Annotated in this window: 10 protein-coding genes; 5 read left to right on the forward strand and 5 right to left on the reverse strand. The window is 61.3% G+C overall.

Going from position 1 to position 17,571, the window contains the following annotated elements:
• Positions 1–78 precede the first annotated feature (78 nt).
• The gene (locus tag ACJ2A4_RS06335; protein WP_408872175.1) at positions 79–3,705 is read right to left on the reverse strand and encodes a PAS domain-containing protein; all 3,627 of its coding nucleotides are present in this window, start codon (positions 3,703–3,705) and stop codon (positions 79–81) included.
• 171 nt (positions 3,706–3,876) lie between these two features.
• Between ACJ2A4_RS06335 and ACJ2A4_RS06340 the strand changes: the two genes are divergently transcribed.
• A complete protein-coding gene (locus ACJ2A4_RS06340; RefSeq protein ID WP_408872176.1) occupies positions 3,877–4,671 on the forward strand; it encodes an SDR family NAD(P)-dependent oxidoreductase in 795 nt (264 codons plus the stop codon).
• 13 nt (positions 4,672–4,684) lie between these two features.
• Here the strand turns inward: ACJ2A4_RS06340 and ACJ2A4_RS06345 are convergent, their stop codons facing one another.
• Both ACJ2A4_RS06345 and ACJ2A4_RS06350 read right to left on the reverse strand, forming a co-directional pair.
• Positions 4,685–6,526 carry an FUSC family protein gene (locus ACJ2A4_RS06345; RefSeq protein WP_408872177.1) on the reverse strand — a complete coding sequence of 614 codons (1,842 nt, stop codon included), beginning with the start codon at positions 6,524–6,526 and terminating at the stop codon, positions 4,685–4,687.
• Between the two features lie 94 nt (positions 6,527–6,620).
• Positions 6,621–7,526 (reverse strand): LysR substrate-binding domain-containing protein, encoded by a 906-nt coding sequence (locus ACJ2A4_RS06350; protein WP_408872178.1) that lies wholly within the window; start codon positions 7,524–7,526, stop codon positions 6,621–6,623.
• Positions 7,527–7,851: 325 nt separating this feature from the next.
• Between ACJ2A4_RS06350 and ACJ2A4_RS06355 the strand changes: the two genes are divergently transcribed.
• Complete coding sequence (locus ACJ2A4_RS06355; protein ID WP_408872179.1) at positions 7,852–9,270, forward strand: sugar porter family MFS transporter; 1,419 nt, start codon at positions 7,852–7,854, stop codon at positions 9,268–9,270.
• 71 nt (positions 9,271–9,341) lie between these two features.
• On the opposite strand, the gene ACJ2A4_RS06360 is transcribed toward ACJ2A4_RS06355, so the two are convergent.
• Positions 9,342–9,527, reverse strand: a complete 186-nt coding sequence (locus ACJ2A4_RS06360; protein WP_408872180.1) for a YqaE/Pmp3 family membrane protein — start codon at positions 9,525–9,527, stop codon at positions 9,342–9,344.
• Positions 9,528–9,597: 70 nt separating this feature from the next.
• A complete protein-coding gene (glgX, locus tag ACJ2A4_RS06365) occupies positions 9,598–11,742 on the reverse strand; it encodes a glycogen debranching protein GlgX (RefSeq protein WP_408872181.1) in 2,145 nt (714 codons plus the stop codon).
• A 205-nt stretch (positions 11,743–11,947) separates the two neighbouring features.
• Here glgX and glgA point away from each other — a divergent pair, with 205 nt between their 5' ends.
• The 3 genes from glgA to treZ are packed head-to-tail and all read left to right on the forward strand — an operon-like array spanning position 11,948 to position 17,571.
• Positions 11,948–13,585 (forward strand): glycogen synthase GlgA, encoded by a 1,638-nt coding sequence (gene glgA, locus ACJ2A4_RS06370; RefSeq protein WP_408872182.1) that lies wholly within the window; start codon positions 11,948–11,950, stop codon positions 13,583–13,585.
• Positions 13,586–13,594: 9 nt separating this feature from the next.
• Positions 13,595–15,820: a 1,4-alpha-glucan branching protein GlgB gene (gene glgB / locus ACJ2A4_RS06375; RefSeq protein ID WP_408872183.1), complete on the forward strand. Its 2,226-nt coding sequence runs from the start codon at positions 13,595–13,597 to the stop codon at positions 15,818–15,820.
• A complete protein-coding gene (treZ, locus tag ACJ2A4_RS06380; protein WP_408872184.1) occupies positions 15,817–17,571 on the forward strand; it encodes a malto-oligosyltrehalose trehalohydrolase in 1,755 nt (584 codons plus the stop codon). The genes glgB and treZ overlap by 4 nt, the downstream gene beginning before the upstream one ends.

A 17,571-nucleotide genomic window follows, 5' to 3' on the forward strand; every position in this document is an offset into this window, starting at 1 on the left:
TGTCTCCCTGCTGGGTTGAAGAATGAATTACACGCGCGTGATGTGCTGTCTGTCCAACGTCCGGCCTGAACGACGGGTTCAGTCCCCGCTGAGCAGAACGCCCAGTTTGCGGGTGAATGTCGCAACCGTGAACGGCTTGACCAGCAGCGCACATCCCGGCGCCAGAGGCTGATCGCCCAGAATGCTCTGCTCGGCATAGCCCGTGATGAACAGGACTTTCAGCGCGGGCCAGCGTTTCATCAGCTGCTCTCCCAGTTCGCGGCCGTTCATCCCGCCCGGCATGCCGATATTGCTGATAAGGACCGCTGGTGGCTCGTCCTGCATGGCCAGAGCCAGTGCGGACGGACCATCAGATGCCGTCAGCACGACCCCGCCCAGATCCGTAACCATGTCCGCCACGATCATGCGCACGGCGTCCTCGTCGTCCACGACCAGGACCCTGCGCCCTTCCAGAAGACGCGGCTGGGGCGTGCGCGGCAGAGACGGAGCATCGGCGCGCATTACATCCTGCCCGTGATAACGCGGCAGCCAGAGAGACACGCTTGTTCCCTGTCCGGGGATGGAGCGGATTTCCACCTGTCCGCCTGACTGCTGGGTAAAGCCGTAGATCATGCTCAGACCAAGTCCCGTCCCCTCCCCCAGCGGCTTGGTCGTGAAGAACGGGTCAAAGGCGCGCTGGACGATTTCAGGCGGCATGCCACAGCCTTCATCTTCCACCGTCAGGACGACATAATCGCCCGCCCGGATAGACATATCGGCTGCCACATCCGCCGTCAGGAGGCGGTTTTCGCTCTTCTGCCGCAGCGTCGTCCCATGGTTGTGCATGGCGTCCCGGGCATTGATGCACAAATTCAGGACCGCGTTCTCAAGCTGGTTGGAGTCCACGCGCGTCAGCCAGAGATCCGGCTGGAGGTCAAAAACAAGCTCTATCCCTGGTCCGACCGTTCCCCGGAGCAGGCTCTCCAGTCCGCGGACAAGCGCGTTCATATCCGTGGGTGTGGGATCGAGGGTCTGGCGGCGGGAGAAGGCCAGAAGGCGATGGGTCAGAGACGCCGCCCGATGAACCGCTTCTTGCGAGGCCGTGATATAACGCTCCAGCCCGTCCATCCGGCCCTGTGCGATCCGCATACCCAGCAGTTCAAGTCCGCCCCCGATCCCGGCGAGCAGATTGTTGAAGTCATGCGCCAGCCCGCCGGTGAGTTGCCCGACAGCCTCCATTTTCTGCGCCTGGCGGAGCTGTTCTTCCAGCTCGTTGCGCTCGGTCAGGTCACGCCCGACCGCATAGATCGCATCGCCCTCGTCGTTGCAGCTCCAGTTATAGGTCCGCCAGGTTCCATCCGAGCGCCGCATCCGCACATCCAGCCCCGCCGTCGGCCAGGGCGTGCCGGTAATCAGCCGGTCGAACGTGTCCCAGACCGTCTGTCTGTCATCGGGATGGCACAGCGCATCCAGCCGCAGGCCGGCGAGTTCCTCGGCCCTGTAACCCTGCATCTCCTCCCAGCTCGGACTGACCGCGACGTAATAGCCGCGGCGGTCGATAATGATGAACAGGTCGCGTGCGATATTCCACAGCCGGTCGCGTTCGCGGGTCCGTTGCAGGATACGCTCTTCAAGCATGACGTTGAGATCGCGGATCTGCTGCTGCGTGCGGGCCTGACGCATAGAGGCATGGGTACGGTCCGCAACGGCGCGGGTGAAGACGATTTCCTCTTCCGTCCAGACATGCGGCGCATCATGGCAGACAAACATCAGCCCCACGAAGCGCCCGAACTTGAAGATCGGGATGCAGAGGAGTGCTACGATATTCTCGACTTCGTAGCGCGCATCATAGCCCGCCGTCAGGGCGTTGGTGCGAACATCCGAGATGGCCACGGCTTCACCCCGGATCAGCAGCGGCCTGAACTCTCCGTAATCCGCGAACATCCGCACGCCCAGCAGGGGCCGCCGCGCTTCGGCTACGCCGCTGACAGTCATACCTGTGCCGTCATCATTGATGAGGCCATACCCCGCGCCGCTGGCATCCAGTTCCCGGCAGATGATATGGGCGGCGACCTCCTCCATCATGCCCGTGTCATCGAGCGCCCGGAGCTGGTCTCCCAGTTCGACGAGGGCGGCCTGGCGCAGGGCCTGCCGCTTGCTGCGGTCAATGTCGAAGACGATGCCCGGAAAACGGGCCACCCGCCCTTCTTCTCCCAGATCGCAGCGGCCATTGCCTTCGAACCAGCGCTGGCCTTCCGGCGTGTCCACCCGGAACTCGAAACGGCATTTTCCGCCCCGCCGCGTTGCCGCCGTTACGGCCTGCACCACGGCAAAGCGGTCCCGCGGGTCCACGGCGTCATAGATGACGTTCGGCATGACGCCTTCACGCAGTCGGACCGGATCAAGCCCAAGCGTCAGGGCCAGCCGGGCATCGCCTGTCATGCGGGATGCGCTGTCATCCCACATCCAGGTCCCGGCGATTGCTCCGGCATCCAGTGCGAGCTGAAGTCTCTCGGCCGACTGGTTGGCTTCCGTCAGATCACGCCCGATTGCCAGCAGGCGCTGGACGTCCCCGTCCTCGCCAAATACCGGAGTAACGGCCACGTCCCAGAACCGGCGCTGCCCGCGCATGGTCATGGCATACCCCTGAAAGCGTGCCGTCTCGCCTTCCAGTGCGGTCTGCACAGCCAGGGCCGCACGGCGCCGCGGCTGCCCGCGCCACAGATCGACCCAGGGCAGCCCGTGCATGATGATCGGGCTATCCATTTCCATGGATTTTATGCCGCCCTCATTGACGAAACGGATGCAGCCGTCACAGTCGAGGATATGGATGCAGTCGGGCAGGCTGGATAGCAGCAGCCGCGTGAACGCCTCACTTGAACGCAGGGCTTCCGCCGTCATGGATGCGGAGGACACATCCATCGCCAGCCCGACACTGCGGCGTCCGTCGGGGCGGCTTTCATCTTCCCGCCATCCCCGCAGCAGAACATGCCGGAGCATCGGCCGACGGCGGGAAGACTCCGCCCGCGAAAGTGCGGAGGGGACCGGAACAAAAATCCGGAACCGCAACTCGTAGCATCCGTCTTCCCGCAGATCCTCCTCGACATTTCCGTCATAGACGCGCCGGTCTTCGGGATGGAGGGACAGCATCAGTTCATCGATGGGGACACCCACGGCCAGCCGTTCCGGCGGCAGGCCCCAGATACGGGCGAACCGCGCATCTCCCGTCACCATCCGCGCTGCGAAATCACAGCGGTAGAAGGCAACTTCCGCCGTATCCGCCATGCGCTGCATCCGGAGCTGCATACGCTCCATGAGCGCGTGCTCTTCTTCTTCCGGCGACGTGGACGCTGCATGCTCGCGCAGCAGTTCATCCACCTGAAGGGCGCACAGGGCCAAGACGTGCTCAAGGGCCGGCGCATTCTGCCGCACGCACAGCCAGACCTCGACCACGCCGGAGCGCACCGGCAGCAGGCGTACGGTACAGGAATCGACGGATTGTCCATCCATGAGGCACGCCGCGCCTTCATAGGCGATCGTGCTTGCCTCACCGCCCAGGATGCGCACCCCTTCGGTATCGCGCACCAGCAGAGCGGCCTCACCGCCCCCCTCGGCGGCGGCAAGGGCCAGAAGATGAACGCACAGAACAGAGGCACGGCCACCGGCCGGAGCCGGACGGAGCATCAGCGCTTCGGTTCCTCCTGCTGCGTCCTCCCCGCGATCCATTGCCTCTCCTCAAGCCCTGCCCATCCGAACGTTTCCCACCCCGGGACCGTGTCAGTCATAGCAGATCTGGCGTCCCTCGCATCCTGTCACGAAACCTCTACAATGGGATGGCCACTTTTTCGCCTTTCTTACGTTTCTGTCGGAACGTGATCACATTTTCAGGAGTTTGCCATGCTGAACCTCGATCTGAGCGGTCGCACCGCCCTCGTCACCGGCTCAACCGGCGGGATCGGCCTTGCCATCGCCCGCAAGCTGGGTGAGGCCGGGGCAACCGTCATCATCAATGGCCGCAAGCAGGACAGCATCGATGGCGCGCTCGAAAAGCTGGGCAAGGCCGTGCCGGGCGGCACCTTCCGCAGTGTGGTCGCCGATGTCGGAACGCCAGAAGGCTGCAAGACGCTGTTCGAAGCCGAAAGCAGCATCGATATCCTGATCAACAATGCCGGCATCTTCGGGCCGAACGATTTCTTTGAGACGACGGATGACAGCTGGCAGCACCTGTTCGAGGTCAACCTGTTCTCCGGCGTGCGCCTGTCCCGCGCCTATATGCCGGGCATGAAGGAGCGCAACTGGGGACGCGTGCTGTTCATTGCATCGGAATCCGCGCTGAACATTCCGGTCGAAATGGTCGATTACGGCGTCAGCAAGACCGCCATGCTGGGTTTGGCCCGCGGTCTGGCGAAGCTGATGGCGGGAACGAACGTGACGGTGAATTCGGTCCTGCCCGGCCCCACCCTGTCCGAAGGTGTCGAGGATATGCTGAAGGCCCAGAACCCCGGCAGCACCCGTCCGGTCGCGGAACTGGCGGCGGAGTTCGTGCAGAAGCACCGCCCGAGCAATATCCTGCGCCGTATGGCCACGGTTGATGAAGTGGCCAACCTTGTCGCCTATGCCGCCTCGCCCCTGTCTTCCGCCACAACCGGCGCGGCCCTGCGCGTCGATGGCGGTACGGTCGACACTATCTGATCAGGAAGGCTGATCAGGCAGACGGGGGCACGTCCCCCGCCAGCCGTTGCAGAGCGGTCCGGATGTCGGGTTCAACGGCAGGATCGTTCCGCAGCGACTGGGCCACAGTCCGCGCAAGCGGAGCCGCGCTATCCCCTTTGCGGAACCAGGCTCGCAGAAAGACCTGCAACCGTTTGCGGACCGGCACAGGCGTCGTTTCCCGTGCCGCAGCGTCGCGCAGTTCGATCACCCACAGTCCCAGCGCCATCGCATGCAGATGCCGCGCCATATAGGTCAGCATCACGTCGCGCGGGACACCCTGACAGTTGCGCACGGCGCGGACCATGCTGGCGGCATTGATCGCCAGCCACTGATGAACCGTCTGTCCGCCGCCTCGTGCAATAAAACGAAGATGCTGCTCAACCCAGACCGATGTGCGTCTGAGGTGACTGTCAGCCCGGAACGGAAACACCACGCCGAACGTGACGCGCGCGAAAATGACCGCTCCCAGAAAGGCGCTTGCACCATTAAGGAACGACACCTCGTCATAGCGCATGAGATTTGACGGTCCGATCAGGACGGGCAGGAACATGTTGAACGAAAAGGCGTGGTTCACGAGCTTTGGTGTCCGGGCAGCCAGACCGCCGATCACCATCGGGATCATCAGAAGCAGCGCCAGATATTCCGGCGCCGTGACAGCGGGCACAACAAAAAACGCATAGATCCCCGCCACGCCCGCACACCAGACCGCGCCACGATAAAAGCCGGATGAGGCCAGTGCGGGGATTTCGCGGGTGGCCAGCAACCCATAAACCAATGCCACGAAGGACACGAAAGCCGGCCCCGAAGGCCAGGCCGTCACTTCCCAGAGAAGCCAGGCACCCATGATGCCGGTGGCAGCCCGCAACCCGTTGAACACCGCTTCGAGCATATGACGCGGAGAACGCGTGCGGAAACGGAAGTGGTCATGACGCGGTGGCGTGATGATCGCCTGAATATGGTTATGGGCCGCCTCCAGATCCCGATCCACATCAATACCGGTCGCCCCGCCCTGCGCCCGCGCAAGGACTGCCAGCAGACGCGCCAGAACGGCACGCGCATGGTCTGCACTGCGCCGGGTTCCAGATCCCATTTCGAGAACGTCGAACTCGATGCGGCTGTTGGCATCGACCAGTTCGGTCAGCAGGCGGCTTTCGGTTTCCGGATCAAAGCCGCCCGCCCGCAGGATTTCGGCGTGAGAGGCCACCTTGGCGGTAATCTGTTGCAGACGCCCCAGAAGCCTTTGCCGGGCTTCCTTCTGGACATTGGGCAGAAAGAGCGCCGCCATGACCGCTTCGCAGAGCGTTCCCAGCATGATGTACGTGCCGCGCGCCATGGCGACATTGAAAACATCGTCAGGCTGGCTGATCGCGCCTGTCGCCACGATGGCAGAGGTGAAGCTGATAACGAGAAACCCGTAGCGCCGATAGCCGTCCAGAAACGTCGCCCAGCCGCAGCACAGCCCGATCCAGAGCGCGAGCGCGATGAAGAACAGCCCTGCCTGCTGGGGAAAAGCCGCGATCAGGGCCACGCCCATGCAGCCCCCGATGATCGTGCCCGCAAACCGCCAGCGCGCCTTGGACAGGCTCTCCCCGCGCGAAGCCGTCGCCACGACCCAGACGGTCAGCGGCGCCCATTGCGGGCTGTCCAGTTCCATCCACATGGCAATGAGCAGGGACAGGATCGCCGCCACCGAAGTCCGGACCGCAAAGCCCAGATCTTTCGCGGACGGCGCAATCAGCCATCCCCAGCGCTGGATCAGAACATCGCGCAGTTCCGATCCGAATGTTGACCCCAGTCCCGCGAGACCGGCTATTCTCCCGCCCAAACCTGGCACTCTTCCGTCCAAAAAGCCGCAAATTGCGAAAGGAAACCCAGGCCTGTCCAAGATATTGTCATGATTGCATCATAAGCCGCGCTTATGATGATTCTCAGACTGTCAGCGCATCTTCCAGAATGAGCTGCGTGGCGACTTCCCAGCTGCGGGACATCAGCGCCGTCTGCACCGGCTGTTTCAGACGCACCAGACCCACTCCCGGAGACGGGCATGACGCGAGACGCCGGATCTGAAGCGGGTTGGCCGGATCGCGCTGATGCGGCAGGGCAGCCACCGGCAGGATCGTCGCCAGACGCCCGGCGAGCACTTCGACATATAGCAGTTCGAGCGCGTTGGTTTCGAGCAGGACGTTGGGCTTGCTCCCGGCCTTTGCAAAGCATTCATCCACGATTTGCCGCGTCCGCATGGAATGCCCCAGAAGGCCAAGGGGATGCTCGGCGGCATCCGCCCAGCTGAACGTCTTGCGGGACGGCAACTCCATGCGGGAGCCCGCCACGAAGACATATTGTTCCGCATAAAGCTGGTGCGTCTCGAAACTGCCGTCTTCGGGAACCTGATCCAGATAGATCAGCCCCATCTGGATCCGCTGCTCGGTCAGGTCATGCAGGATGTCGGTATTGGCCGACACGGTCAGTTCGATATGAAGTGCTGGTACGGCAGCCCGCAGGCTTTCCATCAGCGGCGGCATGACCTGAATGGCGGGCGGAATGGTCCCGATCGACAGCGTTCCCCCAGCGACTTCATGCGCGAAATCGGCTTCCTGACGCAGACCGTCCAGTGCAGCCACTGTCTGCCGCGCCCAGGCCAGAACGCGCTCACCTTCCGGTGTCAGCCCCAGAACGCGACGGTTCCGCCGGACGATGGGGACGCCGAGTTCATGCTCCAGCTGGCGGATCGCCATCGACAGCGCAGGCTGCGACACATTGCAGTGCTCCGCCGCCCGGGAAAAATGCCGGTACTGGTCCAGAGCGATGAGATAGGTCAGCTGACGCAGGAACACGAGGGCTTGTCCATGAACACGGAAAGGGTAGGAAGTGTGTCGCCGCGGTCCGCCCTTGGCAATCCGGAAGACGGTGTCAGACGGCCGCCCGGACGTCATATCTGTGGCCCGATTGCATCAGAACAGAAAATCCCTCCCGATTATCACATATAATTTTGAATATTTTCCCAATCATGCGTTATACTTTAGGACTCAAGATGGCGAATCACTGTGCCTGTCACAGAAGAGCCCTCTCCCTCTCTCCCCGGTGCAGGCTGACCTGCCCGGTTTCTTTTCTGCCTTTCCCTGACAGGTCTGCCCTGCGGGTCGCCGGAGTTTTCCCGTCATGAGCGACACAGTGCTCAACCCCTCTCCCGTCCCTTCTGCTGCTGCGGTCAAAGCCCCCATGGTCGGACGCATGATGTTCGCCGTGGCACTGGCTGCGATTGCGGGCCTGATGTTCGGACTGGATGTAGGCGTCATTTCCGGCGCACTCGGCTTCATCCGTGACGAGTTCCATGCTTCCGAATTCGAGCAGTCCTGGATCGTGTCATCCATGATGTTCGGCGCGGCTGTCGGTGCCGTGGGCGCAGGCCGCATGTCCTATGCGTTCGGACGCCGCCGCTCGCTGATCTTCAGCGCGTTCCTGTTCGTGGCGGGCGGCCTCGTCTGCGCCCTGGCATCCTCTGTCTCCGAGCTGATCATCGGGCGTACGATGCTGGGTCTGGCGATCGGTATCGGAAGCTTCGTGGCTCCGCTCTACATCTCCGAAGTCTCGGACATTTCGCGGCGTGGTAGTCTGGTGTCGATGTATCAGCTGATGATTACGCTGGGCATCCTGCTGGCCTTCGTGTCCAACGCCATCCTGTCCTATAGCGGCTCATGGCGCTGGATGCTGGGGATCATGGCCATTCCCGGCACGTTCTTCCTGATCGGTTCGTTCTTCCTGCCCGACAGCCCGCGCTGGCTGATGCTGCGGGGCCGTCACGAGGAAGCCCTGTCGATCATGAAAGAGCTGCGTCACAACCCCGAGCTTGCCCATCAGGAAATCCGCGACATCCAGGGGCAGATCCATGACCGTCAGCGCGGTCTGGCGATGTTCCTTGAAAACCGGAACTTCCGCCGCGCCGTCCTCCTCGGCATCGTGCTTCAGGTCATGCAGCAGCTCACGGGCATCAACGTGGTCATGTACTACGCGCCGCGCATCTTCCAGGAAGTCGGCTTCGGGGCGAGCGGCCAGATGTGGGGCACGGCGATCGTCGGCGTGGTCAACTGGCTTGCTACCTTCATCGCCATTGCTTTTGCCGACAGCTGGGGCCGTCGTCCGATGCTGGTCACGGGTTTTGCCATCATGTCGGCTGGTCTTGCCGTTCTGGCAACCATCATGTCGGGCGCTGTCGGTAATACGGACCTGTCGCATTACCTCGCGATCTCGGTCCTGCTGTGCTTCATCGCAGGCTTCGCCTTCTCGGCCGGTCCGCTGGTCTGGGTTCTGTGCTCGGAAGTCATGCCGCTTCAGGGGCGTGATTTCGGTATCACCTGTTCGACCGTCACCAACTGGGTCACGAACATGGTGGTGGGTGCCACGTTCCTCGGCCTGCTCACGACGCTCGGGGCCTCGCATACCTTCTGGCTCTATGCAGCCCTGAATGCGCTCTTCATCTTCATGGTGCTGTTCTTCGTTCCGGAAACCAAGGGCGTGTCCCTGGAATCCATCGAAACCAAGCTCAACCAGGGCGTCACCCTGCGCAATATCGGCCGCTGATCCACGCCCGCTTAAGGCATAAAAAAAGCCCCCGCTCCGCAAGGAACGGGGGCTTTTTTACGTCCGGAGCATCAGATGCGACCGGCAGCGATCTTGCGATCGGTGTTGTACTGGCTCAGCGCATAGACTGACCAGATGGCAGCCGGAATCCAGCCGATCACCGTGATCTGAAGGATCAGGCACACCAGACCGGCAAACGGCCGGCGAATGGTGAAGAACTGCAGCCAGGGCAGAAGCAGGGCAAGAATGAGACGCATGATGCTCTCCTTTCACAAAAATGCTCTGTCCTCAGTGTTCGGTGAGAAACGCTCCGGATGCAACTCCGCATCATGACGAGGTCTGCGGAAGCGGATCACGTCCGACCAGTTCCAGCAGCAGGAACGACCGTCCCGTCACAACATATTTGTAGCTCTGAGGGAAGATTTCCCGCTCCACGGCGCCGCCATTTTCCGGAATATTGGTGTCGAGCAGCAGCTTCCAGCGCCCCTTACCCGTCTCCGGCAGCGTGAAATTCACGACATCCTTCCAGCCATTGAAGATCAGCATGACAGTGGCATCCGATCCCCGGCGCCGGATGCCACTGGGCTGGCTGCGCCCGTCGATCATGAGGCCGAAGCACTGCGCGGTTTTCCATTCATCGGGCTGCATGGTGCCGCCATTGGCATTCAGCCAGGTCAGCTCCTGAATATCGAGTTCCTTGTTATAGGCTTCCATCAGGAACCGGGCACGATGCAGGATCGGATAGCGGTGTCGCAGGGCCGTCAGACGCCGGACAAAGGCCTCAAGCTCCTTCGCCCGGTCTCCCAGCGACCAGTCCAGCCATGAAATCGGGCTGTCCTGACAATAGGCATTGTTATTGCCATCCTGCGTCCGACCGAACTCGTCTCCTGCCAGCAGCATCGGCGTACCCTGTGACAGCAGCAGCGTGGAGAGCATGTTCCGGCACTGACGCCAGCGGATGTCATTGATATCCGCATTGTCGGTCGGACCTTCCACACCATAATTGCAGGACCGGTTGTCGGATGACCCGTCCTTGCCGTCTTCCTGGTTCGCTTCGTTATGACGGTCATTGTAGGACACGCAGTCCATGAGCGTGAAACCGTCATGGGCCGTCACGAAATTGATGCTGGCCCAGGTGCGGCGGCCGCTGTGATTGAACAGATCAGGGCTGCCAAGCACACGTGGCGCCAGCGCATCGGCATGGGCCTCGCCTCGCCAGAAATCGCGGGTCGTGTCGCGGAATTTGTCGTTCCACTCCGCCCAGCCCGGCGGGAAATTGCCGACCTGATAGCCGCCCGGCCCGACGTCCCAGGGCTCGGCAATCAGCTTGACCTGTGACAGCACGGGGTCCTGACGGCAGACCCGCAGGAAACTGGAATCATTGTGAAAACCATCTGCTTCACGCGCGAGAATTGTTCCGAGATCAAACCGGAATCCATCCACGCCCATCTCGTTGACCCAGTAACGCAGACTGTCTGCCACGAACCGGATGCAGTTCAGATGTGTCAGGTTGAACGTGTTTCCCGTACCCGTTTCGTTAATGTAATAACGTGGATCATCCGGCATGAGGCGATAATAGGACGCATTGTCCAGCCCCTTGAAAGACAGTGTTGGACCCAGTTCGTTTCCCTCGGCCGTGTGGTTGTAAACCACGTCCATGATGACTTCGAGCCCGGCTTCATGGCAGGCCCGCACGAGGTTCCGGAACTCTTGCAGGGCATTGTCCCGGTCATGGGCATAGCGGCTGTCGGGGGAAAAGAAGCCGATCGTGTTATAGCCCCAGTAATTCGTCAGACCCTTATCCGCCAGATACTGGTCGGTCACGAAACTCTGGACGGGCAGCAGTTCGACTGCGGTGACGCCAAGCTGCCGGATGCGCCTGAGCAGATTGCCATCCGTCAGCCCGGCATAGGTGCCGCGCAGGGTTTCCGGTACGTCCGGATGCTGCTTCGTATAGCCCTTGACGTGCATCTCGTAGATTACGGTGTCATGCCAGGACGTCCGAGGATGCTCGAAATGCTGGGGGGCAGGATCGGTGATGATGCCCTTGGGGACGAACGGCGCACTGTCGCGCTCGTCAAAACTCAGATCCTTGTCCGCATGACCAAGCTGATAGCCGAACAGGGCCGGATCCCATTGTAAATCCCCATGAAATGCCCGGGCATACGGATCCATCAGGAGCTTGTTGGGATTGAAGCGATGGCCGGCTTCAGGTGTGTAGGGACCATGAACCCGAAGGCCGTAAAGCTGTCCAGCACCCAGGTCGGGGATCCAGCCATGGAAAATCTGGTCGGTATATTCCGGCAGGCGGATGCGGTCGGTTTCGGTTTTGCCATCCGCGTCGAAGAGGCAGATCTCCACTGCCGTGGCAGCCGTGGAGAAGACGGCGAAATTGACACCCCCATTTTCCGGTACGGCACCTGAAATATTCGGACGCCCTTCGCGTAGGCCCTTCTGACGTGTGCTGCTCATAAACCCCGTTCCAAAACCGGATCAGGCAGGCCCCTCCGCCCGTCTGGCGGGGCGTCCTGCATTCCGAAACGCTAACGCCTCCAAACCGCAGACACGAACATAACTTTTCCGTGAAGGAGGTTCGCAAACGCCGCTTCAAGCGTTGTCCCTGACACAGGCATCAAACGTCAGAGACAGCGCCCTCGCGGCCGGAAAGATGTGCGTCATGAGCAACATTCAGCACCCCGCGCAGGATATTACATTGCAGCTCCTGTCAGTGGCGGGCGAGATGTACCCGTTCATCAAAACCGGCGGTCTGGGGGATGTTGTAGGCTCGCTGCCCGCGGTTCTCGGGCAGCACGGCATCGATACCCGGACGATCCTTCCGGGATATCCCGCCGTCCTGCGGGCACTGTCCGAACAGCAGGAGACGATCCGGTTTGATAACGTTTTGGGCCATGTCGTCACTTTGCGGGAAGGCTGGGCACAGGGGCGCCATCTTTATGTCGTGGATGTTCCGGACCTTTATGCACGGCCGGGCAATCCTTATCTGGCACCGGACGGGCAGCCATGGGCCGATAACGGAATGCGTTATGCCGTCTTGTGCCGCGTAGCAGCGATGATCGGTGCCGGCGCGCTGGCTGACTGGAAACCCGATGCCGTTCTGAGCCATGACTGGCATGCCGGCCTTGTGGCAACCTATCTGAAATACATGGATGCCCCGACGCCTCCTGTCGCACACGTCATCCATAACCTTGCATTCCAAGGCCTCTTCCCGCGCGGCATGATGGGGGCCTTCGGGCTGCCGGATCAGGCCTATGACAGCGGTGACGTCGAATTTTACGGCCAGATCGGGTTCATGAAAGCTGCCCTGCAGGTCTCGCACCGGCTGATCAGCGTTTCACCGACCTATGCCGAGGAAATCCAGACCCCGGAAGAAGGGATGGGCCTCGACGGTATCCTGCGCTCGCGTGCGAATGTCTTGACCGGCATCCTTAACGGCATTGACCTGCGGGAATGGAACCCGCTGACCGATCCTGCCGTGTTCTTTCCCTATGCCGTGGGGGATCTCGCGGCACGACGGGCCAACAAGCGCGTGTTTCAGGCAGAATTTGGTCTGCCGCAGGACCCTGATGCCCTTCTGCTGGGCATGGTGAGTCGGCTGACCACGCAGAAGGGTGCGGACCTGCTGGCGGGTCTCGCGCCACGGCTATTCGAGGAGAACATCCAGCTGGCCGTTGTCGGTACGGGGGACCGTGACATCATGCAGTCCTTCACGCAGCTTCAGGGACGCTATCCGAAAAACTGCGTCTGCCACATGCGCTATAGCGAAACGCTCGGCCACCGACTGCATTCCGCCGTGGATGCCTCACTCATTCCATCCCGGTTTGAGCCCTGCGGCCTCACACAGTTCCATGCCATGCGTTACGGTTCCGTTCCGATTGCGGCACGTGTTGGCGGTCTGAGCGATACGCTTGTCGATGCCAATTCTGCGGCCGTCATGGAAGGCGTGGCAAATGGTATTCTGTTCTCTCCGACGACGGAAGACACCGTCCTGCTGGCCATCCGCCGGGCGCAGAATCTGTTCCGTCAGAAAGCGGTCTGGGCGCGGATGCAGCGCAACGGCGCCCTGCATGATGTTTCCTGGGATTCCAAAGGCGCGCAATATGCCCGTCTCCTGATGGAAATGACGGGGCGGCGTCCTGTTGCCCGCGAAGCCGAAAATGCCATCGCGCCCCGTCGCAGCGATCCCATGTCCTCTGCACCGCGCACAGTCCGTCCAGCCGCACGCATGCCACGCGGGCGCAATGGCGAACAGGTCAGTTCCATTCTCAGTTTTCCCCATACCGGCACCCATGCCTAGAGGTTCTGAATGCAGGCCATTACCGTGTCTCAACCCTTGCAAGCCATGATCGATGATCTGGTCACCACACACTGTCAGGACCCTTTCGCGCTCCTGGGGCGTCACCGTGTAGGGCGAACCGATCAGGTTCGTGTCTTCTACCCGGACGCGCTGGAAGTTCGCCTGACGGTAGAGGGTGCCAAGGGAGAGCGCTCGGAAAAGACCATGCGCCGCATTGACGAGCGCGGCATTTACGTCACCACAATTCCGAAAACCAGCCGCTACAGCCTGCGCATCCGCTGGGCGGATGGCTGGCAGGAAACACATGACCCCTACAGCTTCGGCCTGCTGCTGGGAGAACTGGACCTGTATCTGTTTTCGGAGGGACGCCATCATCATCTGGACCAGATGATGGGCGCCATTCCCATGACAGTCGATGGTGTCCAGGGTGTCCGCTTCGCAGTCTGGGCGCCCAATGCGAAGCGGGTTTCCGTGATCGGGGATTTCAATATCTGGGACAGCCGCCGTCATCCGATGCGACTTCGACATGAAGCGGGGATCTGGGAACTGTTCATTCCCGGTCTCAGGTCAGGCGAGCGCTACAAATACGAAGTCATGTCACAGGATGGCACGGTGCTTCCCGCCAAGGCCGATCCCTATGCCCGGGCCAGCGAGCATCCGCCCGCCACGGCTTCCATCGTCGCCTCATCCAGCAGCCACAACTGGCAGGACAAGGCCTGGATGCAGGAACGCGCCCGGCACCAGACCCCGGAAAACCCACTGTCGATCTACGAACTGCACGCCCCCTCATGGCGCCATCCGCAAAGCGGCCGGGGCGTCATGGACTGGGACGAACTGGCCGCAACACTGATCCCCTATGTCACGGAACTGGGTTTTACCCATATCGAACTTCTTCCGGTAACGGAATATCCGTTCTCCGGCTCATGGGGCTATCAGCCACTTGGGCTTTACGCACCAACCTCCCGTCATGGCAGTCCCGAACAGTTCGCCCGCTTCGTGGACCAGTGCCATCAGGCCGGTCTCGGCGTCATCATGGACTGGGTGCCCGCACATTTTCCGGCCGACCAGCACGGACTGGCCTCTTTTGACGGGACGCATCTGTATGAACATGCCGATCCCCGCGAAGGCTATCACCAGGACTGGCATACGCTGATCTATAATTTCGGCCGTAACGAAGTCCGCGGCTTTCTGACAGGAAGCGCGCTTTACTGGCTGGAACATTTTCACATCGACGGACTGCGCGTCGATGCCGTGGCCTCCATGCTCTACCGCGATTACAGCCGCGAAGAAGGTGAGTGGTACCCCAATATCCATGGGGGCCGGGAAAATCTCGAGGCCATTGGCTTCCTGCACCACCTGTCGGAAACCATCCGCCACCTCCATCCCGAGACCCTCCTCATTGCCGAGGAATCCACCGCCTGGCCGGGTGTGACGAAGCCGGTTTCCGAAGGGGGGCTGGGCTTTGACTACAAGTGGAATATGGGCTGGATGCACGATACGCTGCGCTATATGGAGCGGGATCCGCTCTGGCGTGGCCATCATGGCAGCGACATCACGTTCGGCATGATCTACGCCTATTCCGAGCGTTTTATCCTGCCCCTGTCTCACGATGAAGTGGTGCATGGCAAAGGATCGCTTCTTGCAAAAATGCCAGGCGATGACTGGCAGAAACATTCCAATTTGCGGGCCTATTATGCCCTGATGTGGGCCTATCCCGGCCGCAAGCTTCTGTTCATGGGATGTGAACTCGCCCAGCCGCAGGAATGGTCTTACGAAGGCGAAATCGCCTGGTTTCGGCTGGATGATGCGTTCGGTCGCGGCATGCATGATACGGTTCGCGCCCTGAACGGACTGTACCGTCGCGAGCCCGCCCTGCATCAGCGCGATGACACGCCATCCGGCTTTCGCTGGCTGATCGCCGATGATCGCGAAAACTGCGTTTTCGCCTGGCTGCGGCAGGCCCCGGACCGTGCACCGGTCCTGATCGTCTGCAACATGACACCAGTGCCCCGGCATGACTACCGGATCGGAGTGCCATCAGACGGAAGCTGGCATGAAATCCTCAATACGGACGCCGCGATTTTCGGCGGCTCCAACATGGGCAATGGCGGCCTGTGCCACGCTCAGCATGTCCCGTCTCACGGTGAGGCCCAGTCCCTCGTTCTGACACTCCCGCCGCTTTCCGCACTGTATTTTTCTCCCCATCCCGCGAGCCCTCAAGGATCTTCTTCATGACAGCTTTCCATTATACGGGCCGCTTCGGCGCAGAACTTCTCAGTCCGGACCGGACACGTTTCTCATTCTGGGCACCATCCTGCAAGACGGTCATTCTTGAAGTGGAAGGCCTGCCGCCGCAGGCCATGGAACGGCATGAAGACGGCTTCTTCACAACAGAAGCACTCTGTGGTGCAGGGGCACGCTACCGCTTTAGGATCCGCGACGACCTTTCCGTCCCCGACCCCGCCAGCCGCTGCCAGCCCGATGGCGTGCATGGGCCGAGCGAAGTCCTCGATCCCGGTTTCTATCAGTGGAAGCATCCGGGATGGAAAGGCCGCCCATGGGAAGAGACGGTCATCTATGAGCTGCATGTTGGTCTGGAAGGTGGCTATGAAGGCCTGATGGGGCGACTGCAGGAGCTGGTCGATCTGGGTGTGACGGCCATCGAACTCATGCCGATCAACAGTTTCAGCGGCAACTGGAACTGGGGCTATGATGGCGTTCTGCTGTTTGCGCCCGATATTTCCTATGGCCGCCCCTCCATTCTCAAGACGCTGATCGACCATGCCCATGGGCTGGGCCTGATGGTGTTTCTGGACGTGGTCTATAATCACTTCGGCCCTGACGGGAATTACGTGCCCGAATATGCGGAAGCGCTTTTCGATCCGGACAATGCGACCGTCTGGGGTGAAGGGATCGATTTCCACAATCCCGTCGCGGCAGAGTTCTTCATCGACAACGCCCTGCTCTGGATTGCGGAATACCGTTTTGACGGGCTGCGGATTGACGCGGCCTGGGCGATCACCAACCGCAACTGGTTCACCCAGCTTCGTCAGCAGATCGCCCGCTATACGGAGCCGGAACGGCATATCCATCTGATCCTCGAGAATGAGAACAACAATTCCGCACTGCTCCGCGATGGCTACAGCCAGTGGGATGAGGACTGGCACCATGCCGTCACCGTTTTGCTGACCGGGGAAGACGAAGGGTATTTCAAGGCCTTCACGAATGACCCGACCGCCCTTCTGCGCCGGGTTCTGGCGGAGGGCTTTGCCTGGCAGGGCGAATATTTTGCGCCGGCGGACAAGATGCGCGGTACACCAAGCGCAGACCTGCCGCCCACGAAATTCGTCACCTTCCTGCAGAATCATGACCAGATCGGCAATCGCCCGCGGGGAGAGCGGATGATCACGCTCTGCGAGCCGGAGGCGTTCAAGGCCGCCTATGCACTGCTTCTGCTCTGCCCGATGACGCCCATGCTGTTCATGGGAGAAGAGTGGGGCTGCACCACGCCCTTCTATTTCTTCTGCGATTTTGATGGAGAACTGGGGCAGAAAGTCCGTAAGGGACGTAATGACCAGTTTCGCAAATATTGCGGGATCAGCGACCCGGCAGAATTGGAAAGCCTGTCCGACCCCATCGCCCGTTCGACCTATGACGCGTCACGTCCCGACCGACAGGAACGCGAAACACCTGCCGGACAGGAATGGCTCGCCCGCACGAAGGAACTGCTGGGGCTGCGCCACCATCACATCACGCCCCATCTGAAGGGCGCGCGCAGTGCGGGAGCGGAGGTTCTTGGGGACGGCGCCGTCCGGGCAAGCTGGCTTCTGGACAATGGCACCCTGCTGAGCATTGCCATCAATCTGGGCGCCCAGACCCTGCCCATCGTTGAACCGGGATCCCTGATCTATCAGACCGGTGCCAATCGTACGGCCGGCACCCTGCTTCCCCACAGCATCGTCGTGGGACTGGACCGCGCCCTCTAG

This window comes from Gluconobacter roseus (assembly GCF_046058915.1).
Lineage (GTDB): Bacteria > Pseudomonadota > Alphaproteobacteria > Acetobacterales > Acetobacteraceae > Gluconobacter > Gluconobacter roseus_A.

Excerpts from the sequence above, each read along its gene's own strand:
- glgB (WP_408872183.1), top strand. The coding sequence starts at position 13,595 with ATGCAGGCCATTACCGTGTCTCAACCCTTGCAAGCCATGATCGATGAT.
- glgA (WP_408872182.1), top strand. The coding sequence starts at position 11,948 with ATGAGCAACATTCAGCACCCCGCGCAGGATATTACATTGCAGCTCCTG.
- treZ (WP_408872184.1), top strand. The coding sequence starts at position 15,817 with ATGACAGCTTTCCATTATACGGGCCGCTTCGGCGCAGAACTTCTCAGT.
- ACJ2A4_RS06340 (WP_408872176.1), top strand. The coding sequence starts at position 3,877 with ATGCTGAACCTCGATCTGAGCGGTCGCACCGCCCTCGTCACCGGCTCA.
- ACJ2A4_RS06360 (WP_408872180.1), bottom strand. The coding sequence starts at position 9,527 with ATGCGTCTCATTCTTGCCCTGCTTCTGCCCTGGCTGCAGTTCTTCACC.
- ACJ2A4_RS06355 (WP_408872179.1), top strand. The coding sequence starts at position 7,852 with ATGAGCGACACAGTGCTCAACCCCTCTCCCGTCCCTTCTGCTGCTGCG.
- glgX (WP_408872181.1), bottom strand. The coding sequence starts at position 11,742 with ATGAGCAGCACACGTCAGAAGGGCCTACGCGAAGGGCGTCCGAATATT.
- ACJ2A4_RS06335 (WP_408872175.1), bottom strand. The coding sequence starts at position 3,705 with ATGGATCGCGGGGAGGACGCAGCAGGAGGAACCGAAGCGCTGATGCTC.